Source organism: Aminobacter sp. P4_D5, assembly GCF_056401815.1.
On record NZ_JBFUIP010000054.1, the window covers coordinates 17,581 to 34,675 of the forward strand.

Below are 17,095 nucleotides of genomic sequence, written 5' to 3' on the forward strand. Positions count from 1 at the left end.
GCTCGCGCCGGGCGTTAACACGGGTCCAATGCAGGGCCGAGGAGATCTAGGCCTTTGAATGTGACCAATCCCCGCAAACCGGAGCGAGAGCCGAGGCTGTTCGGCCCGTCCCAGCCCATGCGTGCAGCCTTGGTGCCGCCGCTTTCGGCGGCGCGCTGGCTGCTGGTGCTGATCGTTGCGGCGGGAATCTATTTCTTTCACGGCTTCCTGGTGCCGGTGCTGGCAGCACTGGTCATCGCCTTTGCCAGTTGGCCGCTCTATCGCCGGCTTTTGACGGCGGTCGATGGCAACAGGACCATTGGCGCCACGCTGGCGCTGCTGTTCATCATCGCCTTCCTCGTCGTGCCGATTTCCTTTGCCGCGACCTACACCGTTAACGAGATCCGCGAATGGGTCGGCTGGGCATTGGAGACCAATCGTCATGGCGCGCCGACGCCGGGTTGGATATTGAACCTTCCAGTCGTCGGCGATTGGCTGAACGAGCAGTGGGCGCGTTATGTCGGCCATCCCGGCGCGATCGGCGAACTGATCCAGCTCGTCAGCGGCGCCAATATCGGCACCATCTATCGCGGCGTGCTTGCCGCCGGTGGCAGCGCCTTCGGCATCATTCTGACGCTGCTGTTCATGCTGATCGCCTTGTTTTTCACCTACCGTGATGGCGAATCCTTCGTCGCCCAGCTCGACGGGCTGGGTGAACGCATCTTTCCGATGCGCTGGGAGCGCATTTCGCGCGTTGTCCCCGCGACGATCAGCGCCACCGTCACCGGCATGACGCTGATCGCGATTGGCGAAGGCGTGGTGCTCGGCGTCGCCTATTGGCTCGCCGGCGTGCCGTCGCCGGTGACGCTTGGCGTCATTACCGGCTTCATGGCGCTGATCCCCGGTGGCGCGCCATTGTCGTTCAGCCTGGTCTCAGTCTATCTGATCGCCAGCGGCTCGCCGATTGCCGGCATCGCCCTGTTCGCCTGGGGCTCGATCGAACTCTTCATCGTCGACAAGACGCTGCGCCCCAAGCTCGTCGGCGGGCCGATCAAGCTGCCGTTCCTGCCAACCTTCTTCGGCCTCATCGGCGGCGTCAAGACGATGGGCTTTCTAGGCCTGTTCATCGGCCCTGTGCTGATGGCGCTGCTGGTCGCCATCTGGCGCGAGTGGATTCGCGAGATCGAGCTAAACGACGAGGCGGCTATGATCGGTGCCAATGTGCTAGCCGAGGGCGATAGCACGCGCACCATCGAGGCTTCCCGAGAGGACCTGCCGTCCAAGCGAACAAAGGCCGGTTAGGGCGCTCACACGGCCTGTTGGACGGCGGCACTTGCCCGACGTCTGCGGCCTTCAGCAAGCTGCCAGGCCGAGTGGGCGACGAGCGTGGCGATGAGGATCGCTCCGCCGATCAGGCTGTTGCGCGTCGGCACCTCGGCGAAGATCATCCACACCCAGATCGGCGCTAGCACCGTCTCGAGCAGGTAGAACATCGCGACTTCTGGCCCGGAGATGTATTTCGGGCCGTTGGCGAGGCAGAAGAACGAGATCGGCATGATCACTGCGCCGTTGAAGATGATCCACCACGGCGCTTCGACCTTGAAGCCCGTCTTGGAAACCATGAAGGCGGCGACCAGGCAGGGCAGCAAAACGCCGACAAGCGCCGTGAAGCCCATGTCCTTGCCGCTTGAGCGCGAAATTGTGATGGCCGAGGCGATGCAGAAGGCCGAGCATACGGCCATCAGGTCGCCGAACAGATGGCCGGTGCCGATCGAGCTTCCAACGATGATCAGCACGCCCCCGACCATAGCCAGCATGGCAAGCATGGTTGCCGGTCGTGGCCTTTCCCTGAGGAATACCCATGACAGCACCGCCGCAAACACGGTGTTGAAGGCCAGGATGAACACCAGATTGGCTGTCGAGGTGTTGTAGACGGCAGTGATGAAGGCGATCGAGCCGAGGCCGTAGAGACCGGCGACCACAAGGCCTGCCCGGCCTGGAATGAGTTGCGGTGCGTTACGGCTGAACGAGCGCCAGACCAGCCAGATGACGATCGCCGCGACGAACGTCACCCCGCTTCGCATCAACAGGATCGACCAGTTGTTGCCGTCGGCAAGCTTGATCAGCGGAATGTCGACGGTCAGCGCCAGCCCGCCGAGTCCGGTCAGCAACAGTCCCTTGGAGTGGTTCGATTGAGTGTTTGCCACGATTTCCCTGCCAGATGGTCGACGGCAGCGTGGAAAACGGGCCGGACATGCTCAAATGTTGCCTTCGAAACGCTCCCAGCCCTTCATGCCGAGATGTTCCTGCGGTGTGAAGCGTACCTTATAGTTCATCTTGCGCGAACCGTTGACCCAGTAGCCAAGATAGACGTGGGGCAGGCCCATGGCGCGCGCGCGGGCAATATGGTCGAGGATCATGTAAGTGCCAAGCGACCGCTCGTCCATTTCCGGATTGTAGTAGGAATAAACCATCGACAGCCCGTCCGACATCTTGTCGGTCAGTGCCACCGCCATCAGTTCGCCCTGGCCCTGGCCGGTGATGAAGGTGTCGGGGCCGCGCCGGCGGTATTCGATCACCTTGGTATCGACATGGGTGTCTTCGACCATCATGGCGTAGTCGAGCACGGTCATGTCGGACATGCCGCCCTTGCGGTGGCGCGCGTCGAGATAGGAGCGGAACAGCGAGTATTGCTCGGTCGAGGGTTCTGCGTCGTGCATGGCGCCGACGAGGTCGGAGTTGCGCTCGACCACCCGGCGCATGTTGCGCGTGGCCTTGAATTCCTGAGCCAGGATGCGGACGGAGACGCAGGCCCTGCAGGTTTCGCAGGCCGGCCGGTAGGCGATGTTCTGAGAACGCCGGAAGCCGCCCTGGGTCAACAGGTCGTTCATCTCAGGCGCCTTGTCACCCACAAGGTGAGTGAAGACTTTCCGCTCGAACTGCCCCTCAAGATAGGGGCAGGGGGACGGCGCCGTCAGGAAGAATTGCGGAGAATGGGTCGGATGCTGCGTCATCGAGCGTCAGGAAGACTCCCAATCAATGTTCCCTAGCTTGGCGCTACCGGCGAAAAATTCAACATGAATATGAAGGCAGGTGGATTCTTTGCCTTCACATTTTGCCGCAACTGCCCGTTTTGACTCGCCGAATGGCAATTTTAGCTGTCGCTGCGGCTGACCACGGTGCCGAGCAGCAGGTCGTGCAGCGCGCGCTTGCGGTCGGAAAACAGCGTCACCAGCAGCACCAGCGGAGTCAAAACCACGTTACCGGCCCAAAACAGGACCGAGTGAACGACCGCGAGAAGACCATCGATCGGCTTGCCGTCGAGGCGGTCGAGCCGGATACCCATTATGCGCATGCCGGTTGTCGCCTGGTTGGGCCCGCCGAGCGTCGACCAGATATAGAGCAGTGCCACCGCGGGGAACAGGATGCCAAACAGCGCCCAGCCGAGGCCGAGCGTCAGGATGCCGAGAAGCAGGATGATGATGGCGAAGGGGATCATCAAAAGACCGACGATCAGATAGTCGATCAGGAAAGCCAGGATGCGGCGCGTGCGAACACCGTCATAGGCGCGCGTATCCTCAAGCCTGTTGGTGATGATTTCGCCGTCCAGAACGCGTGCGGTCATAATATCCTCAATGGCGAGCGAAATTGCCCGCGCGCCAATTCAAATGGGGAAATTGGACGCAGATTTCAAGATTCAGGCTTGTCGAGACTTGCCGAAAGACGTCCCACGGCAGTTCGCAATTCCGGCAGATGGTCGGTCACGACTGCCCAGACAATGGGATCCGCGATCTTGTGATATTCGTGCCGTAGCACGTTGCCGATGTCTGTTTCCAGGGAACTTCAGGGGCGTGGTCGAGCAACTCGTCCGGCAGATGCCGCGCAGCTTCCGAGATGATCTCGATACCGCGTTGGACACCATGCTTCAAAGGCCAGTCGTCCTGGAAATCCTGCAGCGTCTTGCCGGCAGTTGCAGCCTCGATGCCGTCAAGCGCATCAAGGATTTCCGCCAAAATAGGGCCGACCTTAAGTCCTGCCGTCAGAACACACGAATGGCGGACCGTTCGATGTCGTCCTTCAACTGCGGGTGCAGGCTGTCGCGCGTTGTAAGGTCCACGTCGACGGCCATTGCCTCTTCCAGCAACTGTTTGATCCCGACAAGGTCGACCAGCGAGAAGCGACGTCCCGCGTCATAGTCGATGAAAAGGTCGAGATCGCTGTCTTGAGACTGCTCGTTGCGTGCCGTCGAGTCGAACAGGTAAAGCGAGGTCGCGCCCATGCTGCGAATTGCATCGGCGTTCTGTTGAAGTCTCCTGACTGCTCCGACCTGTTCATGCCATTCACAATACAGCAACTGCTGGACATGTTGTAGGCAGGCAACTCAGCCCTTCAGCATCTGCGCCACTTCCGGCGCGAAATAGGTCAGGATGCCGTCGCAGCCGGCGCGTTTAAAGGCGAGCAGGCTCTCCAGCATCGCCTTTTCGCCATCGATCCAGCCATTGGCGCCGGCTGCCTTGATCATCGAATATTCGCCCGACACCTGATAGGCGAAGGTAGGCACGCGGAATTCTTCCTTCAACCTGTGAATGATGTCGAGATAGGGCAGGCCGGGCTTGACCATCAGCATGTCGGCGCCCTCGGCGAGATCCTGTTCGGCCTCGCGGATGCATTCGTCGGAGTTCGCGTGGTCGATGTAGTAAGTCTTCTTGTCGCCCTTGAGCAGTCCCTGCGTGCCGATCGCCTCGCGATAGGGGCCATAGAAGGCTGAAGCGAACTTTGTCGCATAAGACATGATTGCCACGTCCTGGAAGCCATTGTCGTCSAGCGCSTYGCGGATGSYGCCGATGCGGCCGTCCATCATGTCGGATGGCGCGATGATGTCGGAACCTGCCGCTGCCTGAAGCACAGCTGCCGCGGCCACCTGGGCGACCGTCTCGTCATTGACGATGATGCCGTCGCGCAGGATGCCGTCATGGCCGTGGCTGGTGAACGGGTCGAGCGCGACATCGGTGATGACGCCGATCTCGGGAACCGCCGCCTTGATGGCGCGGGTGGCGCGGTTGATGATGTTGTCGGGCTCGAGGATATGCGCGCCCGTTTGGTCGCGCAGACCCATGTCGACATTGGGGAAGGTGGCAAGGGCCGGAATGCCAAGCTTTGCCGCGCGTTCCGCTTCCCTGACGGCGAGATCGACCGACATGCGAAACACGCCTGGCATCGCTGGAATGTCTTCCTTCCGGTTCTCGCCATCGATGATGAAGATCGGCCAGATCAGATCATCGACGCTCAGGCGGTTCTCCTGCACCAGGCGGCGCGACCAGTCGGCCTTGCGCATGCGGCGCAGGCGGCGGCTGCCAGTGATCTCGTCGACGCTGCGAGCGCCGGCTGCCTTGGCTGGGGTGAACTTGTTCATCGGTCGTCTCCGGTAATTGTGCAGTTTTTAGCATGCTGGTTTGCCCAACACCAAGATGCAGGATGAGACCTGCGGCATTGACGCACCCCGGCACTCCACATTAGCTCTGCACACTCAGCTTGAATGTGAGGGATTCCAGTGGACTTCGACTTTGGCGGCGACGACGAAATCCGCTTCGAGCGCTCCGGAGCGGCCGGCATCGTCACGCTGACGCGGCCGCAGGCGCTGAACGCGCTGACCCACAAGATGGTTTTGGCGCTGTCTCGGGCGCTCACCGCATGGCAGGTGGATAGCGACGTGGCACTGGTCGTCGTCAAGGCCGAGGGTAGGGCGTTTTGTGCCGGCGGCGATATCTTGCAGGTCTATGACGCCGGCCGCCTCGGCAACCCACCTGTCGATTTCTTTGCCGACGAATACCGGTTGAACGCCCAGATCGCGCGGTTTCCCAAACCCTACATCTCGCTGATCGACGGTATCGTCATGGGCGGCGGCGTCGGCATCTCGTTCCATGGCTCGCATCGGGTGCTGACCGAAAACGCGCAATTCGCCATGCCGGAAGTTGGCATCGGCTTTTTTCCCGATGTCGGCGGCAGCCATCTGTTGCCCGATCTCGGCGGCTATTTTGGCATGTATCTAGCGCTGACGGGCAACCGGATCCGCTATGGCGACGCGCTTTGGTCCGGGTTGGCGACGCACACTATTTCGGCAGACGGGCAGATCGGGCTGCTGGAGCGTTTTTGCGAGACCGGCGAATCGGAAGCGGTTCTGCGCAATTTCTTCCGGCCCGCCAAGCGCGAGACTGAGCGCGATACTCTCGAAGCCATTGCCCTGCACTTTTCCAAGCCCACCCTTGCCGATGTCATCGAAAGCCTTGAGGCGGATACGAGCGAGTTTGCCGCCAAGACGCTCGCAACCATTCTCACGCGTTCGCCAACCAGCCTGTCTGTCGCCTTCCGCCAGATCAAGGCCGGGCTGACCATGTCGATGGACGACTGCATGCGCATGGAGTTCCGGATACTGAACCGCATGCTGACCGGCCGCGACTTTTATGAGGGCATCCGCGCCGTGCTCATCGACAAGGGCTCGACCCCACAATGGCAGCCCGCACGGCTCGCCGATGTCGATCCGGCCGATATCGACCGCTATTTTGCAACGCTCGGCGATGGGGAACTCGCCCTGTGAACGACAATGCAAGCCGCCTGCGCGAGATGCACCCGTCCGCGATCGAGAATGCGTTTGCGCTGTTCCTGCGCGTGGTGGCGGCCTATTGCCTGCTGTTCGGCATTCTCTATTGGGTCCGCCTCATCGGCGTCTATGACGGCCCGCTCTGGCGCTTCGACCTGATGCCGCTTCATTGGCAGGTCGCCGCGGTGACACTGTCGGCGTTTTTTCCTTTCGCTGCCATTGGTCTGTGGATGCTGTCGTCGTGGGGGCCGGTCATCTGGTTCATTTGCGCTGCGACCGAGATTGTCATGTATGCGGGCTTCCCCGATCTGTTTGGCAGCCGCCCGCTGATCGTCGCCGCCCATGTTTCGGTGGCGTTGATTTACGCCGCCTTCCGGATCGTCTTGCACCTCCAAAGACGCCGCGCTGCCCAGTAGCCAACGCTTTCAGGGCGTTGCGGGCCATCCCATAAAATACAAGGTTAATTATTCTTACTCGGAAGGGTTTTCGTTAACCTTCTTTCGAAACCAGTGCCTGGTAAGCCCTTGTTAAGCCTGACGTTTAAGTCGAATTTTATGGGTATTCGATAAGTTCGCGATCAAGGTGACATCAAACAAAAAAGTCACCAGGCGAAAACAGAGAGGCAAAGACAATGATCAATTCGCGTCAGGTGGCTAAGCCCGCCATGGTTTCCGAGGACCGTAACGAAGCTATCCGTTCGCTTTACATGGAATCCCTGCAGCTGGTCGAAAGACTTCACCGCCGTCTTCTTGATGTTATCAAGGATGAGTTCGACCGCAACGGCCGCAGCGACATCAATGCAATCCAGGCCCTGCTGCTGTTCAATATCGGCAACGCGGAGCTGACCGCCGGCGAATTGCGCTCACGCGGCTACTATCTCGGCTCCAATGTCTCCTACAACCTCAAGAAGCTGGTCGAGCTCGGCTTCATCAACCACCAGCGTTCGCGCATCGACCGTCGCTCGGTTCGGGTCAGCCTGACGCCCAAGGGCCAGGACGTGGCCGAGGTCGTTGCCGGTCTTTACGATCGTCATGTCGGCTCGATTGAACATGTCGGCGGCATCAACACCGACGAGTTCAAGCAGATGAACCGCGCCCTGCAGCGCCTCGACCGCTTCTGGAACGACACCATCGCCTACCGCATGTAAGCCTGCAGGGAAGGGGAATAGAGCAGTAAGGCAGTGGGGCAATAGGTCGGCAAGACCGCAGGTGCCACGCTCCATTTCTGACTGCCCTGCTACCTTACTGCCCTATTCCCATTCTTCCCAAGGAACGACCTCCAGTCGCCGGGCCGGTTGCAGAAATGCACCGGCTCTTCCTTTTTTAGCTTGAGGCGATGCAATAGAAGGCGCCCTAGCCATGTTGCCGCCATATTCGGATGACCTATCGAAAACTTGTGATGTGCCAGATCTGCCTGTTCGGCCGTCAGCAACCCGTGCGAAGAAGTCGCGAGTCACGTGTTCGTGATGTCGGGTTATGGTTGGCTAATTGTTAAGTGTGGTCGTCATATCGTCGCGGGAAATTTCCTGCCGGTTTTGTTGCGCGAATATGTCTGGAACGTCCATGAAAACTAGCCGCCGTTTCTTTCTCTCCGGTGCAGGCGCAATCGCCGTGGCCGCCATATCTGGCGCCGCTAGCGCCCAGGACGTGATCGGCGAAGTTCTCGGTTCGTCGCGTCGCGGCAACTGGGACGATCAGTTCGATGCGCGTGTCAGCCAGGGCGACAAGGTCGTCTCGACGCTGCCGATCTTTTCGCCGCAGACGATCGGTTTCGTGCAACAGGCCATCGCTCAGTATCAGAACATCGTCGCTCAGGGCGGCTGGCCAGTCGTGCCCGCAAACAAGAAGCTCAAGCTGGGCGACGAAGACCCCGATGTCGTGGTGCTGCGCAAGCGCCTGATGGTTTCCGGTGACCTGTCGCCGCGCGCTGGCCTCTCCCAATCCTTCGACACCTATGTCGATGCCGCACTCAATCGCTTCCAGGCACGGCATGGCCTGCCGTCCGATGGCGTCATGGGCAAGTACACCTATGCGGCGATGAACATCTCCGCCCAGGTTCGCCTGGGTCAGCTCCAGACCAATCTCACCCGTATCCAGGCGCAGGCCGGCAAGCTCGGCAACCGCTATGTGAACGTCAACATTCCGGCTGCCCAGGTTGAAGCCGTCGAAAACGATCGCATCGTGCTGCGCCACACGGCCATCGTCGGCAAAGTCGATCGCCAGTCGCCCATCGTCAACTCGAAGATCAACGAGATCGTCGTCAACCCGTACTGGAATGCGCCGGTGTCGATCGTCCGCAAGGACATCATCCCCCTGATGCGCAAGAACCCGAACTATCTGACCGACAGCAAGATTCGCCTTTTTGCGCCGGATGGCAGCGAAGTTGATCCGATGAATGTCGACTGGTCGACGGAAGAGGCGGCGAAATATCGCTTCCGCCAGGACCCCGGCGCCAACAACGCGATGGCTTCGGTCAAGATCAACTTCCCGAGCCCCGACGGCGTTTATATGCACGACACGCCGCAGCAGAGCCTGTTCGGCAAGATGATGCGCTTCGATTCGTCGGGCTGCGTGCGCGTCCAGAACGTCCGCGACCTTGTTACCTGGATCCTGCGCGACACGCCGGGCTGGAGCCGCCAGCACTTCGAGCAGACCATCAAGTCGGGCGAGAACACGCCCATTCCGGTCACCAACCCCGTACCGGTCTACTTCACCTATGTCTCGGCATGGTCGACGGGCGACGGAGTCGCCCAGTTCCGCGACGATATCTATGGCCTCGACGGTGTTGATGAGCTGCAGATCACTTCTGCACTCTGAGCTAGCCACAACCATTTTTGAAAAGGCCGTCCTTTGGGGCGGCCTTTTTTGTTTGAGTGCCCTATGGCGCAAAGCGACAACGAAATTTCGCGCTGCAAACGTGGCGACGCTGGGGCAAGTGTGTTAATGGCCCGCCGAACCTCCCCGATGCCCTCCGGACTAAAGGATCTTCCGCAATGGCCGCTTCGAAACACCTCGAATCCTTCTTTGGAACCCCGCTGTCGGAGGCCGATCCGGAAATCTTCGGCTCGATCCGCAATGAGCTTGGCCGCCAGCGTCACGAGATCGAGCTGATCGCCTCGGAAAACATCGTTTCCCGCGCCGTTCTCGAGGCGCAGGGCTCGATCATGACCAACAAATATGCCGAGGGTTATCCGGGCAAGCGCTACTATGGCGGCTGCCAGTTCGTCGACGTTGCCGAGGAGCTCGCCATCGAACGCGCCAAGAAGCTGTTCGACTGCAAGTTCGCCAACGTCCAGCCGAATTCCGGCAGCCAGATGAACCAGGCCGTGTTCCTGGCGCTGCTGCAGCCGGGCGACACCTTCATGGGCCTCGACCTGAATTCGGGCGGTCACCTGACCCATGGTTCGCCGGTCAACATGTCCGGCAAGTGGTTCAAGGTCGTCTCTTATGGCGTTCGCAAGGACGACAATCTGCTCGACATGGACGAGGTCGCGCGCCTTGCCCGCGAAAACAAGCCGAAGCTGATCCTTGCCGGCGGCACCGCCTATTCCCGCATCTGGGACTGGAAGCGCTTCCGCGAGATCGCCGATGAAGTCGGCGCTTATCTGATGGTCGACATGGCCCACATTGCTGGCCTGGTTGCCGGCGGTGTGCATCCGTCGCCGCTGGCGCACGCCCATGTCGTCACCACCACCACGCACAAGTCGCTGCGCGGCCCGCGCGGCGGCATGATCCTCACCAACGACGAGGACATCGCCAAGAAGATGAACTCGGCGGTGTTCCCAGGCCTGCAAGGCGGCCCGCTGATGCATGTCATCGCTGCCAAGGCGGTGGCTTTCGGCGAGGCGCTGAAGCCCGAGTTCAAGACCTATGCGGCAAATGTCGTCGCCAACGCCAAGGCGCTGGCCGCGAGCCTCAAGGACACCGGCCTCGACATCGTTTCGGGCGGCACCGACAACCATCTGATGCTGGTCGACCTGCGGCCCAAGAACGCCACCGGCAAGCGCGCCGAGGCAGCCCTTGGCCGCGCCAACATCACCTGCAACAAGAACGGCATTCCTTTCGATCCGGAAAAGCCCTTCGTCACCTCGGGCGTCCGTCTCGGCACCCCGGCCGGCACGACTCGCGGCTTCGGCGAGGCCGAGTTCCGTGAGATCGGCACGCTGATCACCGAAGTGCTGGACGGCCTCAAGGCTGCCAACTCGGACGAGGGCAACGCTGCCGTCGAGGCGGCGGTGAAGCAGAAAGTCGTCAGCCTGACCGAGCGCTTCCCGCTTTATCCTTATCTCGGCTAAGATGCCGGGCCGGGGAGGGTGCGAAACCATCCCCGAAAGCTTTGGAGCCCCATCCCGACATATAAGGGGTGGGGCTTTTTTGCTCTTTCGGCGGTGGTCGATCGGCAAATGCGGTCTCCACATCCTGGGATGATGGTTCCGATTTCCGGGCCGATGGGTTAAGCCTTTCACGGTCGAGGATTCGAATGACAAGGCTGAACGATGCGTTGCCCATATTGCCAGTCTGAAGACACGCAGGTGAAGGACTCTCGTCCGGCCGAGGATGGCGCTGCGATCCGCCGCCGGCGCATCTGCCCGGTCTGCGGCGGACGCTTCACCACATTCGAGCGTGTTCAACTCCGCGACCTCGTCGTGCTCAAGAAATCCGGACGCAAGGTGCCGTTTGATCGCGACAAGCTTGCCCGCTCGGTCGAGATCGCGGTGCGCAAGCGTAATGTCGATCCCGAGCGCATCGAGCGTGCAGTGACCGGCATCGTCCGTCAGCTTGAAAGCTCCGGCGAAAGCGAAATCCCTTCCGGCGAGATCGGCCGGCTGGTCATGGAGGCGCTGAAGTCGCTCGATGACGTTGCCTATGTGCGCTTCGCCTCGGTCTACCGTAACTTCCGCGAGGCCAAGGATTTCCACGAAGTGTTGGGCGAGCTCAAGGGCGACGAGGAAGCCAGCTGAGCAATGGTCTACGACGCATCCACGCAGGACAGGATAGACCGCCGTTTCATGGCAGCCGCACTTAGGCTGTCGCGAAAGCACCTCGGACTGACTTCGACCAACCCGGCGGTGGGCACGTTCATCGTCCGGGACGATGGTTCTGGACCTGTTATCGTCGGACGCGGTGTCACCGCCATAGGCGGGAGGCCGCATGCCGAAGCCGAAGCCTTGGCTGAAGCAGGCGACCTGGCGCGTGGCGCCACCGCTTATGTCACGCTTGAGCCCTGCGCTCATCACGGCCGTACCCCGCCTTGCGCCAATGCGCTGGTCACCGCAGGCGTAACACGCGTTGTCGGCGCCGCAAGCGACCCGGATCCACGCGTTTCCGGCAAAGGCTATGCCATCCTCCGAGGCGCCGGCGTCGAGGTCAGGGAAGGTGTGCTTGCCCGCGAAGCCTCCAACCAGCTTGCCGGTTACATGAATCGCTCCGTGAGGAAGCGCCCGGAAGTGATTCTGAAGCTTGCGCTTTCCGCCGACGGCATGATCGGCAGGCGAGGCCAGGGCCAGATCGAGATCACCGGTGAGATCGCTCGCCGCCAGGTTCACATCATGCGCGCCGAAACCGACGCCATCCTGATTGGCATCGGCACCGCCCTTGCTGACGATCCCGAGTTGACTGTGCGTTTGCCGGGGCTCAGGGCGCGTTCGCCGGCGCGCATCGTGCTCGACAGGCTGGCCCGGTTGCCGGCGACGTCGAAACTCGCTCGCTCGGCCAATGATGTGCCGGTGCTCGTCGCCGCCTGTTCGGAAATCCATACGACCAACAGGGCGGAACTGGAGCGCGCCGGCGTGAAATTCCTCGCGACCGAGACCTATGACGGGCGCGTGGCACTGCCCGAACTGCTTGAGGATCTGGGCAATCACGGCATGTCGCGCATCATCGTCGAAGGCGGGGCCGACACAGCGCGCGCCTTTCTCGATGAGGGCCTCGTCGACCGCATCGCACTGTTTTACGGACCCGAAGCGATTGGTCGCGACGGCATTGCAGCGCCTATCGGCCGCGACCATATACCGGCAGGGTTCGAGCTGGTGCGCGAGGCGCGCTTCGGTGAGGACCACTTCGCTGAATGGATAAGGGAAATCTGATGTTTACCGGGATCGTTACCGACGTGGGTACAGTCGCGTCTGCAACTCAGCTCGACCAGGGCGTGCGCCTGCGCATCGACACGGCCTATGATCCCAAGAAGATCGACATCGGTGCGTCGATTTCCTGCTCCGGTGTCTGCCTGACTGTCGTCACGTTGCCCGAAGATACTTCGAATGCTCGCTGGTTCGAGGTCGAGGCCTGGGAAGAAGCACTCCGCCTGACCACGGCGAGCGACTGGGCGTCCGGTCGCAAGATAAATCTCGAACGCGCCCTCAAGATCGGCGATGAGCTGGGCGGCCACATCGTTTCGGGACACGTCGACGGCATGGCCGAGATCGTGGCGCGCGAGGATGAGGGCGAAGCGGTGCGTTTCCGCCTGGAGGCGCCGCGCGAGTTGGCCAAATTCATTGCGCCGAAGGGTTCCGTCGCGCTCGACGGCACGTCGCTGACGGTCAACAAGGTCGAGGGCACGCGCTTCGATGTGTTGCTGATTCATCATTCCTTGCAGGTGACGACCTGGGGCGAGCGCAAGGTCGGCGACCGCGTCAATCTCGAGATCGACACCATGGCGCGCTATGCCGCGCGCCTAGCCGAGGCGGCCAGCGAAGGGCTTTGACACGAGGCGCCAGCCGCTGGTCGACCGGCCAGCGGTTTCCTGCCACAGTGCTTAACACTTCGCTTGCGAACTCATCGGGTTCGGCCTAAGTCAGCCGCTCCTGCCGGAGATTTGACATGGCCAACGACAAGAAACTGAAGCTCCTCATCGTTGAGGCGCGCTTTTACGACGACCTCGCAGATGCGCTGCTAGACGGCGCCAAGGCTGCTCTGGACGCCGCCGGCGCTTCCTACGATGTGGTGACCGTTCCTGGCGCCCTCGAAATTCCGGCCGTGATCTCGTTTGCGCTCGACGCAGCCGATGACGAAGGCACCCAGTATGATGGTTATGTCGCGCTTGGCACCGTCATCCGTGGCGAAACCTATCACTTCGACATCGTCGCCAACGAATCTTGCCGTGCTTTGATGGACCTGTCGGTTGCGGAATCGATCTGCATCGGCAACGGTATCCTGACTGTCGAAAACGATGATCAGGCTTGGGCACGCGCCCGCCGCACCGAGGGCGACAAGGGTGGCTTTGCCGCGCGGGCAGCCCTCACCATGATCGCCTTGCGCGAAAAACTTGGAGCAGCACGCTCGTGACGTCTCCTGAAGATAACGGCCAACCGCCCGTCCGCCAGGCCAACAAACGCGGTGCCGCCCGTCTGGCTGCCGTGCAGGCGCTCTACCAGATGGACGTCGCCGGCAGCGGCCTGCTCGAAATCACCGCCGAATACGAGGCGTTCCGCCTTGGCAAGGAAGTCGACGGCGCGCTCTACCGCGAGGCCGACGCCCAGTGGTTCCGGGCTATCCTCGCCGGTGTGGTCGAAAACCAGAAGATCGTCGACCCGGTCATCCGCCAGGCTTTGACCGAAGACTGGCCGCTGTCGCGGCTCGATTCGACGCTGCGCGCCATCCTGCGTGCCGGTGTCTTCGAACTGATGAAGCGCCAGGACGTTCCTGTGGCCGTGATCGTGTCGGAATATGTCGACATCGCCAAGGCCTTCTATGCAGACGACGAGCCCAAGCTCGTCAATGCCGTGCTTGATCGCGTTTCCCGAAAGCTGCGCGGCGAGGGTAAGGGCAAGGACGCATTATGACCGGTGGCGAACGCGACGCGCGGCGAACTGCTTACATTCTCGCCGCATCGCAAGCCATCATAGGCTCTGCCGCCCCGATTGCCTTTTCGCTTGGTGGCCTGGCGGGCTACTATCTCCTTGGACCCGACAAGTCGCTGGCAACCGCCCCGATCACCGGTTTCAGCGTTGGTCTGGCACTTGGCGCACTTCCGGCGGCTGCGATCATTCGCAGCCTCGGCCAGCGTCACGGCTTCATGTTCGGCACCGCCGTCACCGCAGCCGGTGGCGCCCTCGCAACGTTGGGCCTCTTCCGTTCGGAATTCTGGCTTTTTGTCTTCGGCCTGCTGATGCTTGGCGTCGGCAGTGCGTTCGTCCAGCAGTTCCGCTTTGCGGCCGCCGACAACGCGCCGCCCCAGTTCAAGGCCAATGCGATCTCGTTCGTGCTCGCTGGCGGCATCATCACCGCCATTCTTGGTCCGCAGATCGTCATCTTCACGCGCGAACTGTTCGCGCCCGTCATGTTCGCCGGCTCTTTTGCCGCGATCATTGGCCTTGCGGCGGTTGGCGCCGTCATCCTGTCGTTCCTGAAGGTGAAGGGCGCAACGGAAGCGCACGACGCGATCTCGCAGGCCGATGCGCGCCCGCTGCTCGAAATCGTTACCCAGCCGCGCTTTGCCGCGGCTCTCGTCTGCGCCGTCGGCAGCTATGCCGTGATGACCTTCGTCATGACCGGTGCGCCGCTCGCCATGGTCGGCTGCGGGTTTTCACCCGACGAGGCGACGCTCGGCATCTCCTGGCACGTCATGGCGATGTTTGGCCCAAGCTTCTTCACCGGCCGCCTGATCCAGCGTTTCGGCGCCGAGCGCATCGTGGCGCTGGGCCTGTTCCTGCTGATCGTTTGCGCCATCGTGGCGTTGTCGGGCATCGCGTTGTGGCAATTCTGGACATCGCTTATCCTGCTCGGCCTTGGCTGGAACTTCGGCTTCATCGGCGCAACCGCCATCGTCTCGACCGCTTATCGCCCATCGGAAAAAGGCAAGGTCCAGGGCTTCCACGACTTCGTCCTGTTCAGCATCGTCGCTTTGGMCTCGCTRATGTCCGGTGCTGTCTACAACGCTTATGGCTGGGAGATGCTGGCCTGGATCGTCTTCCCTGTCTGCGCCGTCTGCCTGGCGGCGCTTGTGGCTCTGTCGCTGACGCGTCAGCGTCAAACCGCCTGACAGGAGGATGTCGGCAGTCACGGCTGCCGATTTCTTCGAACTACAAAAAAATATTGCGCAGCCCCTGCGCATTGTGAAACCGTATGCCCCGACGGAAGCTGGCCGCCATGCTCATATGCGCCACCGAATTCCGGGAACGAGAAGGGGCTTCATTATGCGTCAAACCAGTACAATCGCCGCTGCGATCATCGCGCTCGGCCTCGCCACCAGCGCGGCGAACGCGCAGGTGGTGGTGTCTTCCAAGATCGACACCGAAGGTGGCGTGCTCGGCAACATCATCAAGGCCGTGCTCGATGCCAACAACATCGCCACCACCGATCGCATCCAGCTTGGAGCGACGCCCGTCGTGCGCAAGGCGATTACCGCCGGCGAAATCGACATTTATCCCGAATATACCGGCAATGCCGGCTTCTTCTTCGAAAAGGCCGATGACCCGGTCTGGAAGGATGCCGCCAAGGGTTTCGAGACGGCCAAGAAGCTCGACTATGACGCCAACAAGATCGTCTGGCTGTCGCCGTCGCCGGCCAACAACACTTGGGCGATCGCGCTGCGCAAGGATGTGGCCGAGACCAACAAGCTCGCCACCCTCAGCGATTTCGGCAAATACGTCGCTGGCGGCGGCGCTGTCGTGCTCGCGGCCTCGTCCGAGTTCGTCAACTCGGCGGCAGCCCTTCCGGCCTTTCAGACCACCTATGGCTTCACCCTCAAGCCGGAACAGCTGATCACCCTTTCGGGCGGCGACACGGCTGCCACCATCGGTGCTGCCGCCAACCAGACCAACGGCGCCAATGCCGCCATGGTCTATGGCACGGACGGTGGCATCGCGCCTTCGGGCCTGGTTGTTCTCAGCGACGACAAGGGCGTGCAGCCGGTCTACCAGCCGGCCCCGATCATCCGCGAAGCTGTCCTCAAGCAGCATCCGGAGATCGAAACCCTTCTCAAGCCGGTGTTCGAAAAGCTCGATCTGGTCACGCTGCAGGAACTCAACGGCCGCGTTCAGGTCGGCGGTGAGCCGGCCAAGGCCGTTGCCGAAGATTTCCTGAAGAAGAACGGCTTTCTGAAGTAAGCTTCCATTGGCGCGCCTCCTATGGGCGCGCCGACGGAACCGGGGACGCATCGCAGTCGTGGGCATCAGGTTCGACAAGCTTGGCGTGGTGATTGCCGCAATCACCGCCTATGGTGCTGTTGTGGCGCCATTCGCCACTTTTCGCGCCAACCGCATTGTAGCAGGTGAACCGCGCTCGATTATCGAGGCCTTGCCGTCACCCGTGGGGGCGGCCCTTCTGGCGATGCTGATGGCAGTAGGGCTTGTCGCGCTCTTCAAGACACCGCTGGCTGCGCGCCTGGGTGCGAGTGTCTTGGCGCTTGTGTCGCTTGCGCTGCTGATCGGCGTCGCCGGCAGTCACTTGACGCCGGAGGGCAATACGTTCGCCCGCATCTCGCCGGCGTCGGGCTTCTGGCTTCTGATCTTTGCCTTTACCCTTTTGCTTGCAGACGTCCTGACGAGGTTGCAACTGTCGCCGGTCGGGCGCGTTGCCG

General features: G+C 61.5%; 18 protein-coding genes and 2 pseudogenes. 14 read left to right on the forward strand and 6 right to left on the reverse strand.

The features are described from left to right. The first annotated feature begins 117 nt into the window (after positions 1 to 117). Positions 118 to 1,281 carry an AI-2E family transporter gene (locus AC1DWF_RS14020; protein WP_476784677.1) on the forward strand — a complete coding sequence of 388 codons (1,164 nt, stop codon included), beginning with the start codon at positions 118 to 120 and terminating at the stop codon, positions 1,279 to 1,281. A gap of 5 nt (positions 1,282 to 1,286) precedes the next feature. On the opposite strand, the gene AC1DWF_RS14025 is transcribed toward AC1DWF_RS14020, so the two are convergent. The 6 genes and pseudogenes from AC1DWF_RS14025 to hemB form a co-directional block, all read right to left on the reverse strand. Next, on the reverse strand, positions 1,287 to 2,186 hold the full coding sequence (locus AC1DWF_RS14025) for a DMT family transporter (RefSeq protein ID WP_476784676.1): 900 nt from the start codon (positions 2,184 to 2,186) through the stop codon (positions 1,287 to 1,289). A 51-nt stretch (positions 2,187 to 2,237) separates the two neighbouring features. Further along, on the reverse strand, positions 2,238 to 2,993 hold the full coding sequence (locus tag AC1DWF_RS14030) for an arginyltransferase (protein WP_476784675.1): 756 nt from the start codon (positions 2,991 to 2,993) through the stop codon (positions 2,238 to 2,240). A gap of 140 nt (positions 2,994 to 3,133) precedes the next feature. Then, entirely contained in the window at positions 3,134 to 3,604 is a 471-nt protein-coding gene (locus AC1DWF_RS14035) for an RDD family protein (RefSeq protein ID WP_476784674.1), read from the reverse strand. Between the two features lie 65 nt (positions 3,605 to 3,669). Continuing rightward, a pseudogene (locus AC1DWF_RS14040) lies at positions 3,670 to 3,992 on the reverse strand (HepT-like ribonuclease domain-containing protein). Between the two features lie 26 nt (positions 3,993 to 4,018). Next, positions 4,019 to 4,258 (reverse strand): nucleotidyltransferase family protein, encoded by a 240-nt coding sequence (locus tag AC1DWF_RS14045; protein ID WP_476784673.1) that lies wholly within the window; start codon positions 4,256 to 4,258, stop codon positions 4,019 to 4,021. A gap of 102 nt (positions 4,259 to 4,360) precedes the next feature. Beyond that, the gene (gene hemB, locus AC1DWF_RS14050) at positions 4,361 to 5,392 is read right to left on the reverse strand and encodes a porphobilinogen synthase (protein ID WP_476841783.1); all 1,032 of its coding nucleotides are present in this window, start codon (positions 5,390 to 5,392) and stop codon (positions 4,361 to 4,363) included. 138 nt (positions 5,393 to 5,530) lie between these two features. Here hemB and AC1DWF_RS14055 point away from each other — a divergent pair, with 138 nt between their 5' ends. The 13 genes and pseudogenes from AC1DWF_RS14055 to AC1DWF_RS14115 all read left to right on the forward strand — a co-directional run. Beyond that, on the forward strand, positions 5,531 to 6,574 hold the full coding sequence (locus tag AC1DWF_RS14055) for an enoyl-CoA hydratase/isomerase family protein (protein ID WP_476788641.1): 1,044 nt from the start codon (positions 5,531 to 5,533) through the stop codon (positions 6,572 to 6,574). Positions 6,575 to 6,600: 26 nt separating this feature from the next. Beyond that, positions 6,601 to 6,993 carry a DUF6163 family protein gene (locus tag AC1DWF_RS14060; protein WP_476786513.1) on the forward strand — a complete coding sequence of 131 codons (393 nt, stop codon included), beginning with the start codon at positions 6,601 to 6,603 and terminating at the stop codon, positions 6,991 to 6,993. Positions 6,994 to 7,208: 215 nt separating this feature from the next. Beyond that, entirely contained in the window at positions 7,209 to 7,724 is a 516-nt protein-coding gene (gene ldtR, locus AC1DWF_RS14065; RefSeq protein WP_109576855.1) for a transcriptional regulator LdtR, read from the forward strand. A gap of 415 nt (positions 7,725 to 8,139) precedes the next feature. Then, a complete protein-coding gene (locus tag AC1DWF_RS14070) occupies positions 8,140 to 9,393 on the forward strand; it encodes a L,D-transpeptidase family protein (protein WP_476788642.1) in 1,254 nt (417 codons plus the stop codon). A gap of 176 nt (positions 9,394 to 9,569) precedes the next feature. Further along, complete coding sequence (glyA, locus tag AC1DWF_RS14075; protein ID WP_476786063.1) at positions 9,570 to 10,871, forward strand: serine hydroxymethyltransferase; 1,302 nt, start codon at positions 9,570 to 9,572, stop codon at positions 10,869 to 10,871. Positions 10,872 to 11,072: 201 nt separating this feature from the next. Continuing rightward, the gene (nrdR, locus tag AC1DWF_RS14080; RefSeq protein ID WP_109576858.1) at positions 11,073 to 11,537 is read left to right on the forward strand and encodes a transcriptional regulator NrdR; all 465 of its coding nucleotides are present in this window, start codon (positions 11,073 to 11,075) and stop codon (positions 11,535 to 11,537) included. Positions 11,538 to 11,540: 3 nt separating this feature from the next. Continuing rightward, on the forward strand, positions 11,541 to 12,662 hold the full coding sequence (gene ribD / locus AC1DWF_RS14085) for a bifunctional diaminohydroxyphosphoribosylaminopyrimidine deaminase/5-amino-6-(5-phosphoribosylamino)uracil reductase RibD (RefSeq protein ID WP_476786065.1): 1,122 nt from the start codon (positions 11,541 to 11,543) through the stop codon (positions 12,660 to 12,662). Continuing rightward, entirely contained in the window at positions 12,662 to 13,279 is a 618-nt protein-coding gene (locus AC1DWF_RS14090; protein WP_476788662.1) for a riboflavin synthase, read from the forward strand. Before ribD ends, AC1DWF_RS14090 begins: the two co-directional genes overlap by 1 nt. 116 nt (positions 13,280 to 13,395) lie before the next feature. Then, positions 13,396 to 13,860: a 6,7-dimethyl-8-ribityllumazine synthase gene (locus tag AC1DWF_RS14095; protein ID WP_476786216.1), complete on the forward strand. Its 465-nt coding sequence runs from the start codon at positions 13,396 to 13,398 to the stop codon at positions 13,858 to 13,860. Further along, complete coding sequence (gene nusB, locus AC1DWF_RS14100; protein WP_476786215.1) at positions 13,857 to 14,357, forward strand: transcription antitermination factor NusB; 501 nt, start codon at positions 13,857 to 13,859, stop codon at positions 14,355 to 14,357. The genes AC1DWF_RS14095 and nusB overlap by 4 nt, the downstream gene beginning before the upstream one ends. Further along, positions 14,354 to 15,556: an MFS transporter gene (locus AC1DWF_RS14105; protein WP_476841784.1), complete on the forward strand. Its 1,203-nt coding sequence runs from the start codon at positions 14,354 to 14,356 to the stop codon at positions 15,554 to 15,556. The genes nusB and AC1DWF_RS14105 overlap by 4 nt, the downstream gene beginning before the upstream one ends. A gap of 154 nt (positions 15,557 to 15,710) precedes the next feature. After that, the gene (osmF, locus tag AC1DWF_RS14110; protein ID WP_476786213.1) at positions 15,711 to 16,622 is read left to right on the forward strand and encodes a glycine betaine ABC transporter substrate-binding protein OsmF; all 912 of its coding nucleotides are present in this window, start codon (positions 15,711 to 15,713) and stop codon (positions 16,620 to 16,622) included. 58 nt (positions 16,623 to 16,680) lie between these two features. Further along, positions 16,681 to 17,095: pseudogene (locus AC1DWF_RS14115) on the forward strand (ABC transporter permease); the annotation flags it as partial.

What these genes read in the sequence shown, in the direction of transcription:
- AC1DWF_RS14045 (WP_476784673.1), bottom strand. Translation starts at nt 4,258, where the DNA reads ATGGGCGCGACCTCGCTTTACCTGTTCGACTCGACGGCACGCAACGAG.
- AC1DWF_RS14070 (WP_476788642.1), top strand. Translation starts at nt 8,140, where the DNA reads ATGAAAACTAGCCGCCGTTTCTTTCTCTCCGGTGCAGGCGCAATCGCC.
- AC1DWF_RS14090 (WP_476788662.1), top strand. Translation starts at nt 12,662, where the DNA reads ATGTTTACCGGGATCGTTACCGACGTGGGTACAGTCGCGTCTGCAACT.
- AC1DWF_RS14095 (WP_476786216.1), top strand. Translation starts at nt 13,396, where the DNA reads ATGGCCAACGACAAGAAACTGAAGCTCCTCATCGTTGAGGCGCGCTTT.
- osmF (WP_476786213.1), top strand. Translation starts at nt 15,711, where the DNA reads ATGCGTCAAACCAGTACAATCGCCGCTGCGATCATCGCGCTCGGCCTC.
- AC1DWF_RS14030 (WP_476784675.1), bottom strand. Translation starts at nt 2,993, where the DNA reads ATGACGCAGCATCCGACCCATTCTCCGCAATTCTTCCTGACGGCGCCG.
- ribD (WP_476786065.1), top strand. Translation starts at nt 11,541, where the DNA reads ATGGTCTACGACGCATCCACGCAGGACAGGATAGACCGCCGTTTCATG.
- ldtR (WP_109576855.1), top strand. Translation starts at nt 7,209, where the DNA reads ATGATCAATTCGCGTCAGGTGGCTAAGCCCGCCATGGTTTCCGAGGAC.
- AC1DWF_RS14060 (WP_476786513.1), top strand. Translation starts at nt 6,601, where the DNA reads ATGCACCCGTCCGCGATCGAGAATGCGTTTGCGCTGTTCCTGCGCGTG.
- nrdR (WP_109576858.1), top strand. Translation starts at nt 11,073, where the DNA reads ATGCGTTGCCCATATTGCCAGTCTGAAGACACGCAGGTGAAGGACTCT.
- glyA (WP_476786063.1), top strand. Translation starts at nt 9,570, where the DNA reads ATGGCCGCTTCGAAACACCTCGAATCCTTCTTTGGAACCCCGCTGTCG.
- AC1DWF_RS14020 (WP_476784677.1), top strand. Translation starts at nt 118, where the DNA reads ATGCGTGCAGCCTTGGTGCCGCCGCTTTCGGCGGCGCGCTGGCTGCTG.
- AC1DWF_RS14035 (WP_476784674.1), bottom strand. Translation starts at nt 3,604, where the DNA reads ATGACCGCACGCGTTCTGGACGGCGAAATCATCACCAACAGGCTTGAG.